Origin of the sequence: Pseudomonas sp. WS 5503 (genome assembly GCF_012985385.1) — a bacterium.
Classification (GTDB): domain Bacteria; phylum Pseudomonadota; class Gammaproteobacteria; order Pseudomonadales; family Pseudomonadaceae; genus Aquipseudomonas; species Aquipseudomonas paracarnis.
Map to the genome: position 1 here is coordinate 14662 of NZ_JAAQWI010000004.1, position 22017 is coordinate 36678.

The 22017-nt window shown below is 60.3% G+C and carries 22 protein-coding genes, 1 tRNA gene and 2 pseudogenes; 11 read left to right on the plus strand and 14 right to left on the minus strand.

From position 1 onward, the window contains the following. Positions 1-44 precede the first annotated feature (44 nt). From HBO10_RS11940 to HBO10_RS11955, 4 genes are all read left to right on the plus strand, one after another. Positions 45-386 carry a ribonuclease E inhibitor RraB gene (locus HBO10_RS11940; protein ID WP_003193463.1) on the plus strand — a complete coding sequence of 114 codons (342 nt, stop codon included), beginning with the start codon at positions 45-47 and terminating at the stop codon, positions 384-386. A 445-nt stretch (positions 387-831) separates the two neighbouring features. Beyond that, entirely contained in the window at positions 832-2241 is a 1410-nt protein-coding gene (locus HBO10_RS11945) for a circularly permuted type 2 ATP-grasp protein (RefSeq protein WP_034127039.1), read from the plus strand. Between the two features lie 4 nt (positions 2242-2245). Beyond that, a complete protein-coding gene (locus tag HBO10_RS11950) occupies positions 2246-3196 on the plus strand; it encodes an alpha-E domain-containing protein (protein WP_034126756.1) in 951 nt (316 codons plus the stop codon). After that, positions 3193-3975 carry a transglutaminase family protein gene (locus tag HBO10_RS11955; protein WP_034126757.1) on the plus strand — a complete coding sequence of 261 codons (783 nt, stop codon included), beginning with the start codon at positions 3193-3195 and terminating at the stop codon, positions 3973-3975. The genes HBO10_RS11950 and HBO10_RS11955 overlap by 4 nt, the downstream gene beginning before the upstream one ends. Before the next feature lie 171 nt (positions 3976-4146). Here the strand turns inward: HBO10_RS11955 and HBO10_RS11960 are convergent, their stop codons facing one another. Beyond that, positions 4147-4947, minus strand: coding sequence for a cytochrome c (locus HBO10_RS11960; protein WP_034127040.1), 801 nt, complete (start codon positions 4945-4947; stop codon positions 4147-4149). A 646-nt stretch (positions 4948-5593) separates the two neighbouring features. Between HBO10_RS11960 and HBO10_RS11965 the strand changes: the two genes are divergently transcribed. The 3 genes from HBO10_RS11965 (at position 5594) to HBO10_RS11975 (ending at position 9892) form a co-directional block, all read left to right on the plus strand. Next, positions 5594-6799 (plus strand): acetyl-CoA C-acetyltransferase, encoded by a 1206-nt coding sequence (locus tag HBO10_RS11965; protein WP_034126758.1) that lies wholly within the window; start codon positions 5594-5596, stop codon positions 6797-6799. A 16-nt stretch (positions 6800-6815) separates the two neighbouring features. Further along, positions 6816-8960: a 3-hydroxyacyl-CoA dehydrogenase NAD-binding domain-containing protein gene (locus tag HBO10_RS11970; protein WP_169921997.1), complete on the plus strand. Its 2145-nt coding sequence runs from the start codon at positions 6816-6818 to the stop codon at positions 8958-8960. Positions 8961-9166: 206 nt separating this feature from the next. Next, positions 9167-9892 carry an amidotransferase gene (locus HBO10_RS11975; RefSeq protein ID WP_034126760.1) on the plus strand — a complete coding sequence of 242 codons (726 nt, stop codon included), beginning with the start codon at positions 9167-9169 and terminating at the stop codon, positions 9890-9892. Here HBO10_RS11975 and HBO10_RS11980 read toward each other — a convergent pair. From HBO10_RS11980 to HBO10_RS11995, 4 genes are all read right to left on the minus strand, one after another. Continuing rightward, entirely contained in the window at positions 9889-10860 is a 972-nt protein-coding gene (locus HBO10_RS11980) for a magnesium and cobalt transport protein CorA (RefSeq protein ID WP_034127041.1), read from the minus strand. The two genes, HBO10_RS11975 and HBO10_RS11980, sit on opposite strands and share 4 nt — an antisense overlap. 147 nt (positions 10861-11007) lie before the next feature. Further along, complete coding sequence (locus tag HBO10_RS11985; protein ID WP_034126761.1) at positions 11008-11730, minus strand: 1-acylglycerol-3-phosphate O-acyltransferase; 723 nt, start codon at positions 11728-11730, stop codon at positions 11008-11010. Positions 11731-11942: 212 nt separating this feature from the next. After that, positions 11943-12635 carry a crotonase/enoyl-CoA hydratase family protein gene (locus HBO10_RS11990; protein ID WP_034126762.1) on the minus strand — a complete coding sequence of 231 codons (693 nt, stop codon included), beginning with the start codon at positions 12633-12635 and terminating at the stop codon, positions 11943-11945. A 50-nt stretch (positions 12636-12685) separates the two neighbouring features. After that, positions 12686-12853 (minus strand): hypothetical protein, encoded by a 168-nt coding sequence (locus HBO10_RS11995; RefSeq protein ID WP_155290843.1) that lies wholly within the window; start codon positions 12851-12853, stop codon positions 12686-12688. A gap of 103 nt (positions 12854-12956) precedes the next feature. On the opposite strand from HBO10_RS11995, the gene HBO10_RS12000 reads away from it, so the two are divergent. Next, positions 12957-13046: transfer RNA gene (locus HBO10_RS12000), tRNA-Ser, on the plus strand. A gap of 148 nt (positions 13047-13194) precedes the next feature. On the opposite strand, the gene HBO10_RS12005 is transcribed toward HBO10_RS12000, so the two are convergent. From HBO10_RS12005 to HBO10_RS12020, 4 genes and pseudogenes are all read right to left on the minus strand, one after another. Next, positions 13195-14235 carry a DMT family transporter gene (locus HBO10_RS12005; RefSeq protein WP_034126763.1) on the minus strand — a complete coding sequence of 347 codons (1041 nt, stop codon included), beginning with the start codon at positions 14233-14235 and terminating at the stop codon, positions 13195-13197. A gap of 69 nt (positions 14236-14304) precedes the next feature. Continuing rightward, complete coding sequence (locus HBO10_RS12010) at positions 14305-14640, minus strand: hypothetical protein (protein ID WP_003193349.1); 336 nt, start codon at positions 14638-14640, stop codon at positions 14305-14307. Positions 14641-14818: 178 nt separating this feature from the next. Beyond that, positions 14819-15397: pseudogene (locus HBO10_RS12015) on the minus strand (DUF4337 domain-containing protein). Positions 15398-15450: 53 nt separating this feature from the next. Then, positions 15451-16335, minus strand: a complete 885-nt coding sequence (locus tag HBO10_RS12020; protein ID WP_034126764.1) for a LysR family transcriptional regulator — start codon at positions 16333-16335, stop codon at positions 15451-15453. Positions 16336-16429: 94 nt separating this feature from the next. On the opposite strand from HBO10_RS12020, the gene HBO10_RS12025 reads away from it, so the two are divergent. Further along, positions 16430-17398 (plus strand): NAD-dependent epimerase/dehydratase family protein, encoded by a 969-nt coding sequence (locus HBO10_RS12025; RefSeq protein WP_014719514.1) that lies wholly within the window; start codon positions 16430-16432, stop codon positions 17396-17398. Here HBO10_RS12025 and HBO10_RS12030 read toward each other — a convergent pair. The 3 genes and pseudogenes from HBO10_RS12030 to HBO10_RS12040 all read right to left on the minus strand — a co-directional run. After that, positions 17385-17741, minus strand: coding sequence for a DUF2784 domain-containing protein (locus HBO10_RS12030; protein ID WP_014719513.1), 357 nt, complete (start codon positions 17739-17741; stop codon positions 17385-17387). The genes HBO10_RS12025 and HBO10_RS12030 overlap by 14 nt on opposite strands. A 51-nt stretch (positions 17742-17792) precedes the next feature. Further along, positions 17793-18119 (minus strand): helix-turn-helix transcriptional regulator, encoded by a 327-nt coding sequence (locus HBO10_RS12035; protein WP_014719512.1) that lies wholly within the window; start codon positions 18117-18119, stop codon positions 17793-17795. Continuing rightward, positions 18103-18354, minus strand: a pseudogene (locus HBO10_RS12040) (type II toxin-antitoxin system RelE/ParE family toxin); the annotation flags it as partial. The gene HBO10_RS12035 and the pseudogene HBO10_RS12040, both read right to left, overlap by 17 nt. A 224-nt stretch (positions 18355-18578) precedes the next feature. Here HBO10_RS12040 and HBO10_RS12045 point away from each other — a divergent pair. Then, positions 18579-19265 (plus strand): HAD-IA family hydrolase, encoded by a 687-nt coding sequence (locus tag HBO10_RS12045; RefSeq protein WP_019820575.1) that lies wholly within the window; start codon positions 18579-18581, stop codon positions 19263-19265. A gap of 127 nt (positions 19266-19392) precedes the next feature. On the opposite strand, the gene HBO10_RS12050 is transcribed toward HBO10_RS12045, so the two are convergent. After that, a complete protein-coding gene (locus tag HBO10_RS12050; RefSeq protein ID WP_034126765.1) occupies positions 19393-20139 on the minus strand; it encodes a 3-oxoacyl-ACP reductase family protein in 747 nt (248 codons plus the stop codon). 107 nt (positions 20140-20246) lie between these two features. Between HBO10_RS12050 and HBO10_RS12055 the strand changes: the two genes are divergently transcribed. Further along, positions 20247-21170 carry a LysR family transcriptional regulator gene (locus HBO10_RS12055; protein WP_034126766.1) on the plus strand — a complete coding sequence of 308 codons (924 nt, stop codon included), beginning with the start codon at positions 20247-20249 and terminating at the stop codon, positions 21168-21170. Positions 21171-21275: 105 nt separating this feature from the next. Here the strand turns inward: HBO10_RS12055 and HBO10_RS12060 are convergent, their stop codons facing one another. Next, a complete protein-coding gene (locus HBO10_RS12060) occupies positions 21276-22004 on the minus strand; it encodes an aspartate/glutamate racemase family protein (protein ID WP_034126767.1) in 729 nt (242 codons plus the stop codon). Positions 22005-22017 lie beyond the last annotated feature (13 nt).

Sequence of the window (22017 nt, forward strand, 5' to 3'; positions counted from 1 at the left end):
AGGAAGCACGGAAAGTCTATCCATCGGTGTGAGGAGGACGTTTCATGAGCACAGCCTATCAAGAAGACATCAGCACCAACGTACTGCGCCGCATGAAAGAAGGCGGCTTTGATTTCTCGCGCTTTCACCCCATCGAGTTCTACGCCATTTTCCCGGATGAGGAACGGGCGCGCAGGGCTGCGGGTCGATTTCGTGGGGAGTCCCTCAACGCCCAGGTCAGCGCGCGCGACGATGGCGCCTGGTACCTGGAACTGAGCAAAATCATGTTCGCAACCTACGACGGCATAGGAGACTTCGAGCAAGACTTTGAAGCGGTGGTCGAGCCCCTGGGAGGGATCATCGAAGGATGGGGCGTCAAGCAGGAGGTGCGTGGGTTACCCATGTAGTTGGTATTTATGAGCAGCACAGCGTGTCGGCTGACCTTTGGGTCGGCCGATTTTGTTTGGGCTACCGTCGCAACGGAAACTGCCGTTTCAGGCGCAAAAAAAAGCCACCCGAATAGGGTGGCGGAAAGGGAAGACCGAGGAGTCATCAGTACACGAGTCAATACGTTACTGAATGTGCAAAGGGTTTGGCTGTAGGACACGTCCTGTTCAACCGATGTGGGCGATTATCCGCATGTGCAGGCGGGCAGTGAAATCAACTCTGACTATGCTGTTGATAGCCAAACACCGCATTGCAACGGAGCGTACGGCGTGGCCCAGGCAATTGCGCGCACCAGGACGGTGCGGCAAATCCCCTCGGATTATGCAACTGTTTGATTATCAAGTGTTTATGCCGCTGGCACGGGCCTTGCGAAGGTTCTTGCGTCCGGGTGACAAGGAGTACGGCATGATCCGCACTTATTACGATGAAATGTACGATGGGGCAGGGCAGGTTCGCCCCCATTATCGCGAGTTCGCCCGTTGGTTGGCCGACACCCCTGCCGAACTGCTGGCCCAGCGCAGGCGTGAAGCCGATTTGCTGTTCCACCGCGCCGGCATCACCTTCACCCTCTACGGGGACGAACAAGGCACCGAGCGCCTGATCCCCTTCGATACCATCCCCCGCAGCATTCCGGCGAGTGAATGGCGGGTTGTCGAACGCGGTTGCATCCAGCGGGTCAAGGCGCTGAACCTGTTCCTCACCGACCTGTACCACGACCAACGCATCATCAAGGCCGGCATCATCCCCGCCGAGCAGGTATTGGCCAACGAGCAATACCAACTGGCAATGCAGGGCCTGGACTTGCATCGCGATATCTATTCGCACATCTCCGGGGTGGACCTCGTACGCGATGGCGACGGCACGTACTACGTGCTCGAAGACAACCTGCGCACGCCCAGCGGTGTCAGCTACATGCTCGAAGACCGCAAGATGATGATGCGTCTGTTCCCCGAGCTGTTCGCGGCCCAGCGCATCGCGCCCATCGACCATTACCCCAACCTGCTGCTCGACACCCTGAAAAGCGCCAGCCCCCTGGATAACCCCAGTGTGGTAGTACTGACGCCCGGGCGTTTCAACAGCGCATTCTTCGAACATGCCTTCCTGGCTCGGGAAATGGGTGTGGAGTTGGTGGAAGGCGCGGATTTGTTCGTGCGCGATGACCGTGTGTTCATGCGCACCACCGATGGACCCAAGGCTGTCGATGTGATCTACCGTCGCCTCGATGATGCATTTCTAGATCCCTTGGCATTCAACCCCGACTCGATGCTTGGTGTACCCGGCTTGCTCGCTGCCTACCGTTGCGGCAATGTGGTGCTGGCCAACGCCATTGGCACCGGAGTCGCGGACGACAAATCGGTTTATCCGTTCGTCACCGAGATGATCCGCTTCTACCTCGATGAAGAGCCGATCCTGCAGAACGTTCCGACTTTTCAATGCCGTAAGCCTGACGAGTTGTCCCACGTGCTGGCCAACCTGCCCGACCTGGTGGTCAAGGAAACCCAGGGCTCCGGTGGTTACGGCATGCTGGTTGGCCCGGCGTCTACGACCGCAGAAATCGAAGCGTTCCGGGCGCGTATCAAGGCCAAGCCACACGCCTATATCGCGCAGCCGACCCTGTGCTTGTCCACCTGCCCGACCTTTGTCGAAAACGGCATCGCCCCGCGCCATATCGACCTGCGCCCCTTCGTGTTGTCCGGCAAGGACACCCGCGTGGTGCCGGGTGGCCTGACCCGTGTGGCGCTGCGCGAAGGCTCGCTGGTGGTCAACTCGTCCCAGGGCGGCGGAACCAAAGACACCTGGGTGGTCGAGGACTGATGCCATGTTGAGTAGAACTGCCTCGGATTTGTACTGGATGTCACGTTACCTGGAGCGTGCCGAAAACCTCGCACGCATGCTCGATGTCAGCTATTCGCTGTCGCTGATGCCCCAGGACGGGCGCGGCGATGGCCTGCACGAATTGGCCATGCCGCTGTTGATCACCGGCACTCTGGACGATTACCACGAGCGCCATGGCCCATTGCACGCTGAACGCTTGCTGCACTTTTTTGCCTTGGACGCGGCCAACCCGGCGAGCATCTACAGCTGTCTGGGTGCGGCGCGGGCCAGCGCCCATGCGGTACGTGGGCGGATCACCGCCGACATGTGGGAAAACATCAACGCCACCTGGCTGGACATTCGCGATATCGCCCAGCAGGGGCTCAGCCATTACGGCATGAGCCGGTTTTGTGAGTGGGTCAAGGAGCGTTCCCATCTGTTTCGGGGCGCCACGTACGGCACCATCATGCGCAACGATGCCTTCCGCTTTATCCGCCTGGGCACTTTTATTGAGCGTGCCGATAACACCCTGCGCCTGCTGGATGCCCGCTACGAAATGGCCGGCGAACAGGCGGCGGCGGTCAGCGATGGTACGGCTCACGCTTATTACCAATGGAGTGCGTTGCTGCGCGCTCTGTCGTCGTTCGAGGCGTACACCGAGATTTATCGCGATGCGCCGGGCGCTCGGCAAGTGGCCGAACTGCTGCTCTTACGCGCGGATGTGCCGCGTTCGCTGCGTGCTTGCAGCGAAGAGATCGACCAGATCCTCGCGAGCCTGCCAGGCCTCAATGGTCGCCCGGCCCAGCGCCTGGCCGCCGAGATGGATGCGCGCCTGCGCTTTACGGCCATCGACGAAATCCTCGAGGAAGGCCTGCATGCCTGGCTGACCGACTTTATCCCCTTGGTCCGCCAGTTGGGCGACGCCATCTACAGTTCCTACCTGGAGGCGGCATGAGACTCTCCATCAGCCACGACACCACCTACCACTACGAAGACCAGGTGCGCGCCAGCATCCAGTACCTGCGCCTGACCCCCCATGACAGCGAGCGCCAGCACGTGCTGAGCTGGCAACTCGACCTGCCGCGCCCGGTGCGGGCGCAGGTGGACCCCTTCGGCAACATATTGCATGTGCTCACGTTGGACGAACCCCATGACGCCATCATCATTGGCGCTCGGGGCGTGGTGGAGATCGATGAATGGCGCGAGGCCGAACACGAAAGCCAGTCTGCCTTTCCGTTCCTGCGCTCCACGCGCCTCACCGAGCCCGACGACGCCCTGCGCGGGTTTGCCGAGCAAAACTGCCATCAGCGTCGCGACCGCACGGCGCTTATCGACTTGATGCAGGCGCTGAACCACACCATGGTCTACACCCCCGGCGCGACTGACGTCGATACCTGCGCCGCCCAAGCCTTCGCAGGGGCCGCTGGGGTGTGCCAGGACCATACCCATGCGTTCCTGGCCTGCGCACGTAGCCTGGGGATCCCGGCGCGGTATGTGTCGGGGTATTTGTACACCGAAGACAGCGCGCACCTGGCCAGTCATGCCTGGGCCGAAGCCTGGCTGGATGACGCCTGGTACAGCTTTGACGTGACCAACCAACTGGCGCGGCCGGAGCGGCACTTGAAGCTGGCCGTCGGCCTGGACTACCTCGACGCCTGCCCGGTACGCGGCATGCGCCGTGGCGGTGGGCATGAGCAGATGCACGCCAAGGTATTCGTGGCGCCGCAGCAATGACCGATAACTGTCGGAGCAAGCTTGCTTGATCGTTCGCACGCTCTGCGTGGGAATGCAGCCCAGGACGCTCCGCGTCCCATGGCGTGACGCAGAGCATCACAAGAGGCGTTCCCACGCAGAGCGTGGGAACGCTCGACGGTGCTCTCAGGCTTTTCGCGAGCAAGCTCGCCCCTACAGCTTGCGGCCCGCCATATGCCGCAGATACCCCACCAGCAAGTCCAACTCATTGTCTGGCAATACACTGGCTGTAAACGCCGGCATCTTCGCCTGTGGCCAATGCCTCAGGCTTTGCGGGTCGCGGATGTAACGCTTGAGAAAATCGCCGCTGAAATACTCGGTGGGGTTGTAGGGCACATTCAAGTCCGGCCCCATCTGGGCATCACCGCCGCCATTGAGGCGATGGCACGCCAGGCAGTTCTTCTGGAACAACGCGAAGCCTTGGTTGATCGGGTCGTTCGCCGCCAGCTTAGGGTCGGGCAATAACGCCGGGAAACGCTCGCCAACCGTCTGCAACTGTTTGAACCTGGAGACCTGGAACGGCCACTGTTCCGGGCTGATACGTCCGGCTTGAGGGTTGGTCCAGACCAGATAGAACGGTCCGGCGCTGGGCTTGCCCTGTGCCAGTGGTGGCCATGGATGGGCCGGGTCTTCCACGGCCAGCCAGGCGCGGGCGCCGTTTTTTTCCAGCAACGGCGCGGCGGCAAGTTCGGCGGCAAAACCATCAAGGGCAACGGCTTGCAGGTGGTTCGCAGATTTAAGGCCCGGCAAGAGCACCGCGAGGGGCACCGCACGATAGGTCATGTTGCGCTTGTAGGACACATCATCAACGATCTGCACCGTCTGAGCGTCGGGATGCTTGAGCAGCTCGGCGGTCTCCCAGGTTTTGTGGGTGTGGTCCAACTCGATGGTCAACTGTGCCGCCGCCGCAGGCAGGCTCAGCAGCAGGGCAAAAAGGGCGAGGATCGGTTTCAAGGCACAGGCCCGTTGCGAGAGAGTGAGGGCGCACACGATAACGGAAAACGGCAGGTAAAAAGACAGCCCCTGCAACAGGAGCGCTAAGCGCAATGTCCTGGCAGGTGCTGCCAAAAGCTGCAGGACTGGTGCGGTGTGTGCACGGAAGCTGGGAGTGTCACCCAATAACCTTGGTTAAATTGGGCAAGATCAGAATCAAGGTGGTGGCGAACAGGATAAGTCCCGCCTGACGTACTTTCGATTGTTTGAACATGGCTGACTGCCTTTTCTTTTGTTGTTATTCCTGAGCGTCAAATGCGTGCCGTTGAAGTCAGTATCGCGAGGTGACGTTGCACTTTTCTTACAGCTGCTCCAGCAAAACCCGGCAGCAGCGTCTTACAGATTCAACCTTAGAGCGCCCGTTCTTTCTGGCTTAGACTCATTTCATATCAGCTAAGAAGTATTTGCGCTAAAAACGGCATGAGGCTTATTGCCATCTTGGCGCCAGCCCTAGGGCTAGACGGCTAAAACGATTAATCAGGCATTTCCCGTAGGTACCTACCGTTCGTCCGAGCGAGGGGGTCAAAAGCAATGAGCGCATCCGTCATTGAAACCGTGTCAATCGGGCCTAAGGTAGGGCACACACCCATAGCGGTTCGAGGATGTCATGACCCAAGCTTTGATCTTTGATGCGATACGCACGCCCCGGGGAAAAGGCAAGGCCGACGGTGCCCTGCACAGCGTCAAGCCGGTAAACCTGGTGGCCGGCTTGCTCACGGCGCTGGCGCAGCGCAGCGACCTCGACACCCGCCAAGTGGATGACATCGTCCTTGGCTGCGTCACCCCCGTGGGCGACCAGGGCGCCGATATCGCCAAGACCGCCGCGCTGGTGGCCGACTGGGATGTCAGTGTTGCCGGTGTACAGGTCAATCGCTTCTGCGCGTCGGGCCTGGAGGCGGTGAACCTGGGGGCGATGAAGGTGCGTTCCGGCTTCGAAGACCTGGTGGTTGTTGGCGGCGTCGAGTCCATGTCCCGCGTGCCCATGGGCAGCGATGGCGGCGCCTGGGTGCTCGACCCGCAAACCAATATGCACAGCCACTTCACGCCCCAAGGCATTGGCGCCGACCTGATCGCCACCCTGGAAGGCTTCACACGCCAGGATGTCGACACCTTTGCCCTACAGTCCCAGCAGAAAGCCGCCAGGGCGCGGGCAGACGGTTCCTTCAATAAGTCGCTGATCGCGGTGCACGACCAGAACGGCATTGTGCTGCTGGACCATGACGAATTTATCCGCGGCGACTCAACCCTCGAAGGCTTGGGCAAGCTCAAGCCGAGCTTCGAAATGATGGGCCAGATGGGCTTCGACGCCACCGCGTTGCGGGTCTATAGCCACGTGGAGCGCATCCACCATGTGCACACGCCGGGCAACAGTTCCGGCATTGTGGATGGCGCCGCGCTGATGCTGATCGGTTCCGAGGCCAAAGGCCGTGAACTGGGCCTGCAACCGCGGGCGCGTATTGTCGCCACGGCGGTGACCAGCACCGACCCGACCATCATGCTCACCGGCCCCGCGCCGGCCACTCGCAAAGCACTGGCCAAAGCCGGCCTGCGGGTTGAAGACATCGACCTGTTCGAAGTCAACGAAGCCTTTGCTTCGGTCGTACTCAAGTTCATCAAGGACATGGGCATCGACACCGCACGGGTCAATGTCAACGGCGGCTCCATCGCCATGGGCCATCCCTTGGGCGCCACCGGCTGCGCGATTCTCGGCACCTTGCTCGACGAGCTCGAGGTGCGCCAGCAACGCTACGGCCTGGCCACCTTGTGTGTCGGCGGTGGCATGGGGATCGCCACCATTATCGAACGTCTCTGAGCCTAAGGAATTTGTCATGACCGATGCCATTCGTTACGAAAAAGGCCAGGACCAGATCGTGGTACTGAGCCTGGACATGCCCGGCCAGAGCGCCAACACCATGAACGCCGCCTACCGTGAAGCCATGGCGGCCACCCTCGCGCGCCTGGAAGCGGAAAAGGACGAGATCGCCGGGGTGGTGATCACCTCGGCCAAGAAAACCTTTTTTGCCGGGGGCGACCTCAATGAGCTGGTCAAGGTCGATAAAGCCCATGCCAAGTCGTTCTACGACAGTGTCTTGGTATTGAAAACGCAATTACGCCGCCTGGAAACCCTCGGCAAACCGGTGGTGGCCGCGATCAATGGCGCGGCCTTGGGCGGTGGTTGGGAAATTTGCCTGGCCTGCCATCACCGGGTCGCGCTGGACGACAAGTCCGTGCAGTTGGGTTTGCCGGAAGTCACCCTTGGCCTGTTGCCCGGGGGCGGCGGCGTGGTGCGCATGGTGCGCATGCTTGGCCTGGAAAAAGCCTTGCCGTATTTGCTCGAAGGCAAAAAGGTGCGGCCCGCCCAGGCCCTGCAAGCGGGTTTGATTGATGAGTTGGCAGCGGATCGCGAGGCATTGCTGGCCCAAGCCCGTGCCTGGATTCTGGCTAATCCGCAGGCCAGGCAACCCTGGGACACCAAGGGCTACGCGATTCCCGGCGGCACGCCATCCCACCCTAAAGTCGCGCAGATGCTCGCCATTGCGCCGTCGATTTTGCGTAGCAAGACCCAGGGCTGCTTCCCCGCGCCGGAGAAAATCCTCTGTGCTGCAGTCGAGGGCGCCCAAGTGGACTTCGACACCGCACACCTGATCGAAACCCGTTACTTCACCGAACTGGTGACCGGGCAAGTAGCGAAGAACATGATCGGCACCTTCTGGTTCCAGCTCAACCAAATCAACGCCGGCAGCTCGCGACCGCAGGGTTTTGCGCCTTATGTAACGCGCAAAGTCGGCGTGCTCGGCGCCGGGATGATGGGCGCGGGCATCGCCTATGTCAGTGCCTGTGCGGGGATCGAGGTGGCGCTCAAAGACATCACCCTGACCGCCGCCGAAAAAGGCAAAGCCCATTCAGCCGCATTGCTGGACAAGAAAGTCAGCCGTGGGCAATTGACCGCCGAACAGCGCGAAACCACCCTGGCGCGCATTCATCCTACGCAGGATGACGCCGACCTGGCCGGCTGCGACCTGATCATCGAGGCCGTATTTGAAGACCGCGCACTCAAGGCCAAGGTCTCGGCCGCAGCGCAAAGCGTGGTGGGGGCCGACGCGGTGATCGCCTCCAACACCTCCACCTTGCCCATCAGCGGTCTGGCCACGGCGGTGCCTGATCAAGCCAGGTTCATCGGCCTGCACTTCTTCAGCCCCGTGGACAAGATGCCCTTGGTGGAAATCATCAAGGGGGCGCGCACCAGCGACGAAACCCTGGCCCGAGGTTTTGACTTCGTACTGCAAATCAAGAAAACCCCGATTGTGGTCAACGACAGTCGCGGTTTCTTTACCTCGCGGGTATTCGGCACCTTTACCAACGAAGGCATCGCCATGCTCGGCGAAGGCGTGGCGGCGCCGATGATCGAGACCGAAGCGCGCAAGGCCGGCATGCCAGTGGGGCCGCTGGCGGTGTCCGATGAAGTGTCCCTCAGCCTGATGAGCCATATCCGACAGCAAACGGCCAAGGACCTGCAGGCCGAAGGCAAGGCTATGCCGAACCATCCGGCGACGGCGGTGATTGATCTGTTGGTGAACGAATACAAGCGCACGGGCAAGGCGGCCGGCGGTGGTTTTTACGACTATCCCGCTGGCGGCCAGAAGCACCTGTGGCCTGAGCTGAAAAACCGGTTCGAACAGCCCGGCAAGCAAATCTCCCCCCAGGATGTGCGTGACCGCTTGCTGTTTATCCAAGCCATCGAAACCGTGCGCTGTGTGGAGGAGGGCGTGTTGATGTCCACGGCGGATGCCAACGTTGGTTCAATCTTCGGCATCGGTTTTGCCGCTTGGAGTGGCGGCGCGTTGCAGTTTATCAACCAGTACGGGCTGAACGACTTCATCGCCCGCACCCGCTACCTCGCCGAGGAGTACGGGGAGCGCTTCTCGCCACCGGCGTTATTACTGGAAAAAGCCGCAAAAGGCGCGCTGTTTTAGACGTTCCACTGTAGGAGCGAGCTTGCTCGCGAAGAACGCACAGGCAACGCTTTTATCCAGGCTACCTGCGTTATCGTTGACGTTTTTCGCGAGCAAGCTCGCTCCTACAGGGAGTGTGGGCGGCCATTGAGGGCTTGCTTTGGGGAGGTATTTCAAGGCAGGCTCTGGGGTGTGCAATATTCCCATCGCCGTGTCAGGTATTTTTTATGTCGCTACGCGTCTGCATCTTGGAAACCGATATTCTGCGTCCCGCTTTGATCGATGAGTACCAAGGCTATGGGCAGATGTTCAAACGCCTGTTCTCCAAGCAACCGATTGCCGCCGAGTTTGTCGTCTACAACGTGGTGCAGGGCGAATACCCGCCGGATGACGAAGTGTTTGACGCGTACCTGATCACCGGCAGCAAGGCCGATTCCTTTGGTACCGACCCCTGGATCCAGACGCTCAAGACCTACCTGCTCACGCGTTATGAGCGCGGCGACAAGCTGCTGGGCGTGTGCTTCGGCCATCAGTTACTCGCGCTGCTGCTGGGCGGCAAGGCCGAACGGGCCAGTCAGGGCTGGGGGATGGGCACCCACGCCTACAAGCTGGATGCGAAGACGCCATGGATGAGTCCTGAGGTGCCGGAACTGACGCTATTGATCAGCCACCAGGATCAAGTCACCACTTTGCCGGAAAACGCCACCGTGATCGCCTCCAGCGAATTCTGCCCGTTTGCCGCGTATCACATTGGCGACCAGGTGCTGTGCTTCCAGGGCCATCCGGAGTTTGTTCACGACTATTCCCGTGAGTTGCTGGAAATACTTCAGACAACCCTGGGTGAAAAGGTCTACAGCAACGGCGTGGCCAGCCTGGAGCGCGACCATCACGGCGTGACCGTGGCGGAGTGGATGATGCGCTTTGTGGCGCACCAGCCTGAAGCCAAGGCTTAAAGCCAGCCCGAACGCTTGAAGCTGGCCCATAAACCGGTACAGCCCAAGGTAATAAAACCGAGCACCCCAAAATAGCCGTAGTGCCATTGCAGCTCGGGCATGTTCTGGAAGTTCATCCCGTAAATCCCCGCCACCGCCGTGGGGAACGCCAGGATCGCCGCCCACGCGGCGAACTTGCGCTGCACCACGCTCTGGCGCGAAGCCTCCAGCAACACACCGATCTCGATGGTCTGGCTGGCAATGTCGCGCAGGGTGGTGAGGTCTTCCATTTGCCGCGTCACGTGGATTTGCACGTCACGAAAATACGGGCGCATGTTCTTGTCGATAAACGGGAAGCTGAGCTTCTGCAACTCCTGGCTGATCTCCACCATCGGCGCCACGTGCCGCTTGAGCCGCAACACATCGCGGCGCAGGCCGTGGAGGTGCTGGATATCGCGCTCGTTGAGCGAACTGCACAGTACGTTACGCTCCAGCTCATCGATTTCGGCGTGGATCGCCTCGCTCACCGGCTGATAGTTTTCGGTGACAAAATCCAGCAGCGCATAGAGTACGAAATCTTCCCCATGCTCCAGCAACAACGGTCGCGCCTCACAACGCTGGCGCACAAAACCGTAGGACGCCGAGTGGCCGTTGCGTGCGGTGATGATGTAGCCGTTGCCGGCAAAGATATGGGTTTCGATAAACTCCAGCTTGCCGTTCTCGCGCACCGGTGAGTAGGTGACGATAAACAGCGCGTCGCCGAAAGTTTCCAGCTTCGGGCGGCTGTGTTTTTCCATGGCGTCTTCAATCGCCAGCTCGTGCAGGTTGAACTGGCGTTGCAGGTTGTTCAGTTCCTGGGCGCTGGGTTCTTCCAGGCCGATCCACACAAAGTGCCCAGGTTTGGCGGCCCAGGCCGCGCCTTCATCGAGAGTGATATCCGAGACTTTCTTACCGGCGCTGTAGACGGCAGCCGCAACAACTCTACCCATGGTGCTGATCACTTCTTATCAAGAGGACAGATGTTGGGCAGCTTAGCCTGAATGGCGTTCCGTTGTTGCTGGCTGATATCACTGATCGTTCCCACGCTCTGCGTGGGAATGCCGCCCGTGACGCTCCGCGTCACCCTAAGCGTGCGCCTACGCGCGTTGCAGTTCGCGGTCCATCTGTGCAATGCATTCATCCATCTGCGTCTGACACGTCAGCAGCAACTGAGGGATGTCATCCACCGTCAACCCACAGGTAGTAATCGGCGGCAACGAGCGTATCAGCACACTGCCGCTGTCCCAACGATTGAGCTTCATCTGCGTCACGTAATTGCTGACACACACCTGCACGATAGGCACACCGGCCGCAATCGCCATATGGAACGCGCCTTTCTTGAACGGCAACAACCCTTTGCCCAGGTTGCGCGTACCTTCCGGGAACACCCAGATTGACGTGTCCTCATGCTGCAAGGTATGCGTGGTCGTCAGCATCGCACGCCGGGCCTTGTGCGCATTGCCGCGGTCGATCAGCACATTGCCCGCCAGCCAGAACAACTGGCCGAACAGTGGTACCCATTTCAGGCTTTTCTTGGCGATGCAGACCGTGCGGTGGGGCACTACATTGCCGAACACAAACAAATCGTAATTGGACTGATGGTTGGCGATCACCACGCAGGTACCGGGCTTGTCGCGCAGCGAGTCGACGTCGGTCTTCACGTTCAAGCCCAAGATCCGCATGGCCGGCAACGCATAGAGGCGAGCGCAGAGACGGCTGTTGTCCGGGTTGAACGGCCGGCACACACCGACCAGCACACCCAGCACGCCAGCGATCATAAAATGCAGGCTCATCAACAACATACGCAACAGAAAAAGCATCGACACGGCCCATCGGGACAAAAGGTGGCGCAGTGTACGGATGTGCACTGTATTCGGCAATTGCCCCTACAGACGTAGGAGATAGCCGATGTTTAAGCGCATGTTTCCACATGGGCCGATAACGGCTAGCTAGAGCGGCTACGGACGTTTCACATTTATAGGTAAGAAAAAGCCCGACTCAAGGTCGGGCTCAGGCACAGCAGGTGTAGGACTTAGCTCAGGCTATGGCCCTGATCCTGGATGATTGCATCGTCCAGGGCTTCGAGCAGCGCGCGGCGTACTTTCAACTTGGTGTGCTTGTGCGCGTTCATATTGATCTTCTTCAGCTGCCGCGCTGCTTCCAGTGCGGCGGCGTGCAGTTCTTCGGGTGCCACCACCTTGTCGAGGAAACCGGCGTGCAAGGCGCCTTGCGGATCAAACATCTCGGCATTGATCACCGAACGCTGAAACGCCGACTTACGCAGGCGATCCCGCGCCAACTCGATACCGGCATGGTGCATGGTCATGCCAATCGCCACTTCATTCAGACCAATGCTGAACGGGCCTTCGACGCCAATCCGATAATCGGCCGACAACAACAGGAACGCGCCTTTGGCCACCGCATGGCCAGGGCAGGCCACGATCACCGGGAACGGATGCGCCAACATCCGCCGCGCCAGGGTCGAACCCGAGGTCACCAGGCTGATTGCCTCTTTAGGGCCAGCGGTCATCACCTTCAAATCATAACCACCCGACAAAATCCCCGGTGTGCCCGTGATGATCACCACTGCCCGATCCTTCTCGGCCTGATCCAGCGCCGCATTAAACTCACTGATCACCGCCGGAGAAATGGCATTCACCTTGCCGTTGCTCAGGGTCAGGGTCGCGATACCGTCTTCGAAGTGGTAGGCAATCAACTCACTCATGACGCGGTTCCTTGTAGGGCTTGTTATAGAGATAGATGAGCAGACGTTACTCACCACGCCCGCGCGGGTAAAGCGCCGTGACTGACTACCCAGTCAGGCTTTTCCTGCATCCCCAAGGGTAGACGCCCCGGAGCAGGGCGCAGCAAGCGCTCCAGACGCGTGCCGCCGATGCCTGAGAATGGCACAATCACCACCCCTTGCCGGACGGTGAATGGCATAACGGTCTAACCGCATGAAAATTCTGAAAAAAACCTTTGCCATCAGAAAGGCTTTCGACTACATTAGCGCGCCTCGACAGACTGAACTGGTTTGACGAGATACGGTGAAGTGTCCGAGTGGCTTAAGGAGCACGCCTGGAAAGTGTGTATACAAGAAATTGTATCGAGAGTTCGAATCTCTCCTTCACCGCCAAATTCGATGTAAACAAAACCCCTGGTTTCGAAAGAAACCAGGGGTTTTGTGATTTCTGGGGTTTGAAAAGTACAACTTTTATCAGCTCAGTTGTCTGGCCTTTCAGTCTGCGGCCCCATGACGTCACGCCCTATGCCTAAGCCCGACCTCAATGCCTATGCCGATGATGCACATCCGGAAAATGCGCATGGCTATGCCTCATCACTCCATGTGCGTGCACATGACTATGAGGCACCTTCGAGTCCCACTCAAACCCATGCTCATGCTGATGATGCTCATCATGCACATGCCAGTGTCCATGTTCCGTTGCCTCATGCAGATGCTCATGGGCATGCCGCTCCGTCAGGTGCAGCCACACGCCTACGGCCATCAGTGCCGAGGCAATCCAGAACGCCACGGTCACCGACTCGCCAAATACCAGCAACGCCACTGCGGCACCGAGAAAGGGTGCCGTGGAGAAGTAAGCGCCGGTGCGCGCGCTGCCCAGCCCGCGGAGGGCCAGCACGAACATCACCAGGCTGATGCCATAGCCGAGGAAACCTACCAGTAGAATCGGCGCCAGTTGCGCCACGCCCGGAATCTGCGCCCCCAGGTAAAGCGCCAGGCTGCAATTCACCAACCCCGCAATCAAGCCCTTGGCCCCAGCGATAAAGAGCGCGTCAGACGCCGACACCTTGCGCGTCAGGTTGTTATCAATGCCCCAGCACAAACACGCCAGCGCAACGGCGAGCGGTCCGGTCCAGTCCTGATGGCTGCTGTCAGCACCGGACCACGACAACACCACGCCGCCCAACACAATGGCGAGCATGCCGAGGACGATGCGTCGGTCGGCGTTTTCGCGGAACACGACCCAGGCGATCACGGCGGTCAGTACCGACTCAAGGTTGAGCATCAGGGAGGCGCTGGCGCTGGTGGTGCGGGTCAGGCCGAACATCAGTGCAACGGGGCCGAGGAGGCCGCCGAAGGCGATGGCGCCAAGTAGCCAGGGCCATTCCGATGGGGTTAGCCCGGTAGGTTTCCAGCCGCGATCACGGATCAAGCGCACACCGGCTAGGCCAATGCCGCTGCCGAGGTAGAGCAGGCCGGCGAGCAGGATGGGCGAGAGGCCCAGGCCAAGACTTTTGGCGAGCGGGGTGCTGGCGCCGAACAGGGCGGCGGCCGCGAGGGCGTAAATGATGCTGAGGTTCATGGGCCATCCTCGAAAGTCAGGCCCATGATACGTCGCTTGCCGGGGTCAGCGCCCTGGCAATTTCGTACTTTATTGCGCGGTTTTCAGCTTGATCACATCACCGGAGATTTTGGTGGTGTAACCGTTCAATACCCAAGCCCAGAACCACTTTTCCTGCACTTGTGTGTTGATCAACGCGTCGCCGCCCTTGGCCTTGATGGCTGCATCCTGGGCGCGTACGAAGCGGTTGTTCTGGCCGATGGGGATGACGCCCAGCAGCATGATGCCGGTGGCGCTGGCTTCGCTGTGGCCGAGGACGGTGTATTGGCTGGCGTCGTATTGCTGGGTTTTCATGGCGGTGCCGGTGCAACCTGCCAGGGTGAAACCAAGTACGGCTGCTGCAACGACTTTACTGACGTATTTCACTTATAACTCCATAAATTCAATCTCGAGATTCAATTCTCGGGGGGGCGACACTCTAAGCGCTCAGTTGGCAGATTGAAATCAATCAGCGAGGCTGGGTCGCAGTCTGGCGGGTACTGCGCGGTGATCCCATTGCAGCCTGGTTGGGGCTCGACAGCGCCCACATTTATTCTTCGGCGTGTCAGAGATGCAGCCACGCCAGGCCACCCAACATCACCGCCACCCCGCCGGCGGTGTACGACATGCGTTTGAGCCATTCCTTGCGCGTGAGCAGGGTAATCGCCGCCAATGAAATCGCGATCTGAATCGCCGTCATCGCCTGGGCCCAGCGATGGTGCTGGTGCAGCGCTTCCTCGGATTTGTGGTCCCAGTCCCGTGAAGTGGCCTCAAGCGTTTCGGCCTGTTTACGCACTTCTTCCTTCTGGCGCTTGTAGCGCTCGATCTCCGCCTGGTAATGCGCCGCATCCACGCCGGGAATATGGCTGGCCAGTTCTGCCAGGTTCTGGCGGCTGGATTTGGCCTGGTAGTAGTTCCACTGGTTAGCGGCTTCGGTCTTGATGATGGCGGCGTTGTTCTTGTCCATCGCAGCTTCACTTTCGCTGGAGCCGGCCTAATAGCTGAGCATGGCACCGACGGTCGCCATGATCGCGGTCATCACGGCGATACGACTGGCAAAGCTATCGCCGCGGCCGTGAGCATGCTCGGTGGTGTGTTCAAGGTGTTTTTCGTGGGGGCTGGGAACTTCGAAGGCTTCGGACATGGGGCGACCGCGAACGGATTGAGGTGCGCTGATTGTTCACCAGCGCAGCTGTCTCAAGCCTGTACGTAACGCTGCAAACCTGCCACCAGTGCATCGAATGTCACCCGGCAGCGTGGGCTGTTGCGCAGGTCTTCGTGCATGCTGACCCAAGTGTCCATTTTAAACGCGAAGCCGTCAGGCAGCACTCGGCGCAGACGTGGGTCGCGCTGGGCCAGTTGTACCTGGCACCCACCGATGCCGGCACCGGCGCGGATCATTGCCAGTTGCGCCAGGTCGCTGTCGCTACTGATGGCGAAGGCGTTGCGCTCAAAACCCTTGATTGCCAGGCTGCGGATAAATGCAGTGGCTTGATCAAAGCCGATGACGGAGTGGCCGGCCAGGTCGTGCATGTGTTGGGGGATGCCGTGTTGCTGCAGGTAATCGTCACGGGCATGCAGGCCGACTTCGATCAGGCCGATACGCCGCGCCAGCAGCTGCTCCTGGCTGGGGCGCACCATGCGCACGGCAATGTCGGCTTCCAGCTGCAGCAGGTCGCTCAAGCGGTTGGTCAGCACCAGTTCCACCTTCAGGTGCGGGTGTTCCTGGCGCAATTGCGTGATGATCGGCGGCAGTACCTCTACACCCACCACTTCACTGGCCGATACTCGTACCACGCCGCGCACCTCATCGCCTTGGGACGAGGCGGCGCGTTCAAGGGCGGCGGCGGTACGCGCCATGGTTTCTGCATGCGCCCGCAGTGTGTGAGCGACCGTAGTGGGTAATAAGCCTGAGGGCGAGCGGGTGAACAACACGACGCCCAGCGCCGTTTCCAGCGCGGCGATGTGCCGCCCTACCGTGGGTTGGGTGATGCCGAGCTGCCGTGCGGCCCCCGACAGCGATCCTTCCTTGAGTACACCGAGAAATGACCGGTAAAGCTCCCAACCGATATTAGTAGCCATACATAAATGTATAGCGGCTCGATACTCTTGGGCAATTCCTCTATAGCTGTTCCGCATCCAACATACCCTCATCAACCAACAGTGGGAGAGGGTGATGAGCAAGGTTCTGGTTTTGGGTGCAACCGGTGGCATTGGTGGCGAAGTGGCGCGGCAGTTGAGCGCGGCGGGCTGGGAGGTGCGGGCGTTGACTCGGGATCTGATCAAGGCTCGCAGCCAAAATCCTGTTTTTACGTGGCTAAAAGGCGATGCCCTGAATCGCGACGACGTGATCGCGGCCGCCCGGGGCTGCGCGGTAATCGTGCACGGCGTCAATCCGCCGGGTTATCGCAAATGGGCCGAGTGGGTGTTGCCGATGATCGACAACTCGATTGCGGCGGCCATCTGCGAAGGCGCGACAGTCGTGCTGCCCGGCACGGTCTACAACTTCGGGCCGGATGCATTCCCTGTGCTGCACGAAGACTCACCCCAGCACCCGCTGACTCGCAAGGGCGCGATCCGTGTGCAGATGGAGCAGCGCTTGCGAGCCGCTTCCACTCAGGGCGCCCGGGTGGTGATTGTGCGCGCTGGGGATTTTTTCGGCGCCAGGGTGGCCAATAACTGGTTTGCCCAAGGCTTGGTCAAACCCGGCAAACCGGTGCACACCATCCGCTACCCAGGCGATTACGGCGTGGCCCATCAATGGGCTTATCTGCCGGACGTAGCGCGTACAATGCTTGAGTTGATTGAGCGTCGTGCCAGTCTTGGCGCCTTCGCCTGCTTTCATATGGCTGGGTACATGGATGCGGACGGTACGCAGATGGCTAAGACGATCCAGCGTGTGGTGCTGCGCAGGACGGGCCAGCAACCCAGGGTCGGCGCGTTTCCCTGGTGGTTGTTGAACTGGGCGGCGCCTTTTGTCGTCACCGTGCGTGAGATGCAGGAGATGCGCTACCTGTGGCAAACACCGTTGCGCCTGGATAACCAGCGCCTGCTCGCGACGCTCGGCCATGAGCCCCACACACCGCTGGAACAGGCGGTGGAGGCCACCCTGGTTGGCCTGGGTTGCCTGCCTACTTGCGTTTGATCAGGCGTGCATACACGGCGAGGTTGACCACCACCACCACGGCCCCCAGCACTAATTGAGTATTCGCAGTCAGCCCGGCTGGGTAGATCATCGTCAGAATGTAATGCTCGATAAACCCACCGCCATAACCATCCTGCCCGGCCAAGTGGCGAAACAGGTTTTCCCAACGGGTGAGTGGGCAGGGCAGGTGCAGCACCTCCACCGCGATGCCCCAGGCAACGGCGGGCAGGTGCAGCCACATTACCCTGGGCCACTTCAGGGTGAGCAGGCCGCCGAACAGCACGAACAGGATAAAGGCCAGGTGGAACAGCACGAGGCCGTCGGCGGCTAGGCGGTAGAGCATGTTTGAGCTCGATGTGAGGTGAAGGGGTACGTGAATTTCTGCAGCGCGCCGTTATAGCTCCAGTTGACTGGCATTGATACCGAACGCTTTGGCTATCTTTTCCCGCGTGGTGCGGCGGGGTTTGCTGACCGCTTCCTGCTGGGCAAATGCCGATTGTGAAATACCCAGGCGTTTGGCGACTTCTTCCTGGGTCAGGCTCAGATGCTCGCGCCACGCGCGAATAGGTGTTGCGCCATCCACCAGGCGGCTGACTACCGCATGGGGTATCAGGTTTGGATCGTTTTGCTGCGCCACATAGTGTTCATAGGGAATCACCACATAGGCTGGCTCGCCCTGCGTATTGTGGATGATCTGTACGGCAGTAGGTTCGCTCGTCACGTTTTTTAACCTCTTGGATGCTGACGACCTGGATGCTGCCGTCCCAGTCGAAAAGGACCCGGTAATGACCTACCCGCAAGCGATAGCTGTGAGGATGGTTAACCAGCGCCTTGACGTTGATTGCATCGGGCATGTGTTCAAGAGCGGACACGGCATCGCGTACCTGTTGCTGATGATACGAATGCAACCGAAGCAATTGTTTGACGGCTTTTCGCGTCCATTGGATTGAATTCATGGGAGGTTAATAAGTCTTTTATAAGGTTTGCAATCGGTATTTTCAGATCCGCGTCAACGGGTCATGACGTTTTCCTTTCAAACCCTAGACGGCCGCCGTCAGCGCCGACGGGTAAAACTGTTGCGTGGTATGAATCAACGGAAGGCCCACGAAGGTTGCTTGCAGGCAATGAGGGCCGTTATTGTGCTGAATCCTTTTAGTCCTCGCCCCAAGGTTGTGTTGTGATGAATGCACCGCGTACCGCTGTCCCGATCAAAGCCGTGATTTTCGATATGGACGGGTTGTTGCTGGATACCGAAGGCATCTACACCGAAGTCACGCAGATCATTGCCGAACGCTATGGCCGTACCTACGACTGGGGCATCAAGCAGCACATCATCGGGCGGGGTGCCCAGGATTTGGCCGATTACGTGGTCAAGGCGCTGGACCTGCCGATCACGCCCGCCGAGTTTCTGGAAATACGCGAACCGCTGATGAGCGAGCGCTTTCCCAAGGCCTTGGGCATGCCCGGTGCCGAGGCGTTGGTGCGGCACTTGAAGGCGCACAATATTCCGATTGCGGTGGGCACCAGTTCATCGCGTAACTCGTTTGGCCACAAGACCACCCTGCACCGTGAATGGTTTGGCCTGTTCGACACCATCGTCACCGCCGATGACCCGGAAGTCGGCGCCGCCAAGCCAGCGCCGGATATCTTCCTCACCGCCGCGCGCCGGTTGGGTGTAGCGCCTGAGGATTGCCTGGTGTTCGAAGACTCGCCGTTCGGCGTGACGGCGGCGAAGGCTGCGCACATGACCGCTATTGCGGTGCCCGATGAGGCGATGGCTGACAGCAAGTACCAGCATGCTGACCAGATTATTCGCAAGCTCGCCGACTTTGATTTGGCCGCCTACGGCTTGCCCCCCATGGCCTGACCCCGCGCGGTCAAAAATGTGGGAGCTGGCTTGCCTGCGAAAGCGGTAGTGCAGTGACAGATGTCGCACTGACACACAGCCATCGCGGGCAAGCCCGCTCCCACATTTGGTGTGCGGTTTTGCAAAATCAGGCGCTGAACCCACCGTCGATGGTCAGGCTGGCGCCCGTGATATAGCCGGCTTCCGGCCCGGCCAGATAGGCCACAAAACTGGCAATCTCCTCCACATGCCCATACCGTCCCACCGCCATCAACCCGATCAGACTTTCGGCAAAATCACTGCTCGCCGGGTTCATGTCGGTGTCCACCGGCCCAGGCTGCACGTTGTTGATGGTGATGCCCCGTGGCCCCAGGTCCCGCGCCAATCCCTTGGTCAACCCCACCAGCGCCGCCTTGCTCATGGCGTAGGGCCCGCCACCGCCAAAGGGCATGCGTTCGGCGTTGGTGCTGCCGATATTGATCACGCGGCCACCTTCGCCCATGTGCTTGGCGGCTTCCTGGGTGGCGATAAACACGCTGCGCACATTGATCGCCAAGGTCTGGTCGAAGTCTTCCAGCTTGAATTCGTCCAGCGGCGCGATGGCCAGCACGCCAGCGTTATTCACCAGGATATCCAGGCGTCCAAACGCCTCGACCGTGGCGTTGACCGCCGCGCGAATCGCCGTGGCATCGGCGCTGTCGGCGTGAATCGCCAGAGCCTGACCCCCTGCGCCGATCACCTCGTTCTGCAGTGTTTCAGCCTTGGCGGCCGAGCTGACGTAGGTAAAGGCAACCGCTGCCCCCTGGGCGGCGAGGCGCTTGACGATGGCGGCGCCGATACCGCGGGAACCGCCTTGAATCAAGGCGACTTTGCCGGCGAGGTTATGTGTGTTCATGTCGATCTCCGAGGTAGTTGATGGAGCGAGTATCGACCTCACCCGCGCAGCTCGGTAGCCCGTGGTTGCTATAGTCTGTGTAAACCAAAAGTTTAGAGTGGGGCGATATGGAAAGCTTTGGCAGTATCGAATGCTTTGTGCGCAGCGCCGAGGGTGGCAGCTTTGCCGAGGCTGCTCGGCACCTGAGCCTGACCCCGGCTGCGGTGGGTAAAAGCGTTGCCAAGTTGGAGGCGCGCCTCGGTGTGCGGCTGTTCCAGCGCAGCACTCGGCGTCTGGCGCTGACCGAAGCCGGCAAGATGTTCCTGGCGGAAGTCAGCGGCAGCCTCACCACCATTCAGAATGCGGTCGCCAACCTGGCCAGTGCCGAAGGGCGGCCGGTGGGCACGCTCAAGGTCAGCATGGGGCCAGTGTTCGGTAACCGGTACGTGGTGCCGTTGCTGGGCGAATTTATGCGGCGCTATCCGGATATCAGCCCGGACTGGCATTTCGATAACCGCCAGGTCGACCTGATCGGGCAAGGCTTCGATGCGGCCATTGGCGGCGGGTTTGAGCTGCCCCAAGGCGTGGTGGCGCGCAAGTTGACCCCGGCGCACCGGGTGCTGGTGGCGTCGCCGGATTACCTGGCGCGGTGCTCGCTGGTGCTGGCGCCCGATGACCTGTCCCACTGCCTTGGCATCTTGATCCGCTCGCCGCAGACAGGCCGTGTGCGTTCATGGCAACTGACCCATCGTGAGCGCGAGCACAGCCCTTTAGTGCTGAAACCGGCGATGACCATGAGCGACTCCGAAGCCGCTTGCTGCGCTAGTGCCCAGGGCCTTGGCATCGCGCTGGTGAGCATGCCGATGGCGGTGCCGTTCCTGGACAGCGGTGCGTTGGTGCGAGTGTTACCCGATTGGTATGTGGACGACGGCAATATTTCCATCTACTACGCCGAGCATAAATTGCTGCCGGGCAAGACGCGGGCGTTTGTGGATTTCATTATTGAGCAGTTCGCTGAGCAGAAACTGGCTCAACGGTTCAGTGCTATCTGAGCAGGGCCTTGTATCGAGTCGTGGCCATCGCGGGCAAGCCCGGCTCCCACAGTGATCGCAATCCAATGTGGGAGCCGGGCTTGCCCGCGATGCAGGCGCATCGGTCTACCGCCCGAACTTGCCCGGCCAGCCGATGACCTTCTTCGGCCGCGGTGTCGCATAAGTTCTGACCTTCGAGGTCGACAACCCCAACCGCACCAACGACTCGGCCACCATCACCGCCGCCGTCACCCCGTCCACCACCGGCACCCCGGTGCGCTGGCGAATCTGCTCGTCCAGCCCGGCCATGCCGCCGCAGCCCAGGCAGATCACTTCGGCCTTGTCGTCGCGAATGGCCAGTTCGGCCTGGTGCACGATGGCTTCCATGGCGCCCAGCGGGTCTTCTTCCAGCTCCAGCACCGCCATGCCGCTGGCACGCACCGAAGCGCAACGCTGGTAGAGGCCGGCGAGTTTCAGCCGGTCTTCAATCAGCGGCACCGTGCGGTCCAGGGTGGTCACCACCGAGTAGGCGTGCCCCAGGAACATCGCGGTGCTGGCCGCCGCTTCGGTGATATCCACCACCGGCACGTTGAGCAATTCCTGCAACCCTTCACGGCCATGCTCGCCATAACCGGCCTGGATCACCGCATCAAAGGGCTGGTCGTAGGCCATTACCCGATCCATCACGGCGATGGCTGCCAGATAACTTTCAAAGTTGCCTTCCACCGATTCTGCGCCGAAGTACGGGGTGAGCCCGACAATCTCGGTGCCCGGTGAAGCCACGGCCCGTGCTTGCTGGGCAATGGTGTCGGTGATGGATTCGGTGGTGTTGACGTTGACCACGAGGATACGCATGGAAAGTCCTTGT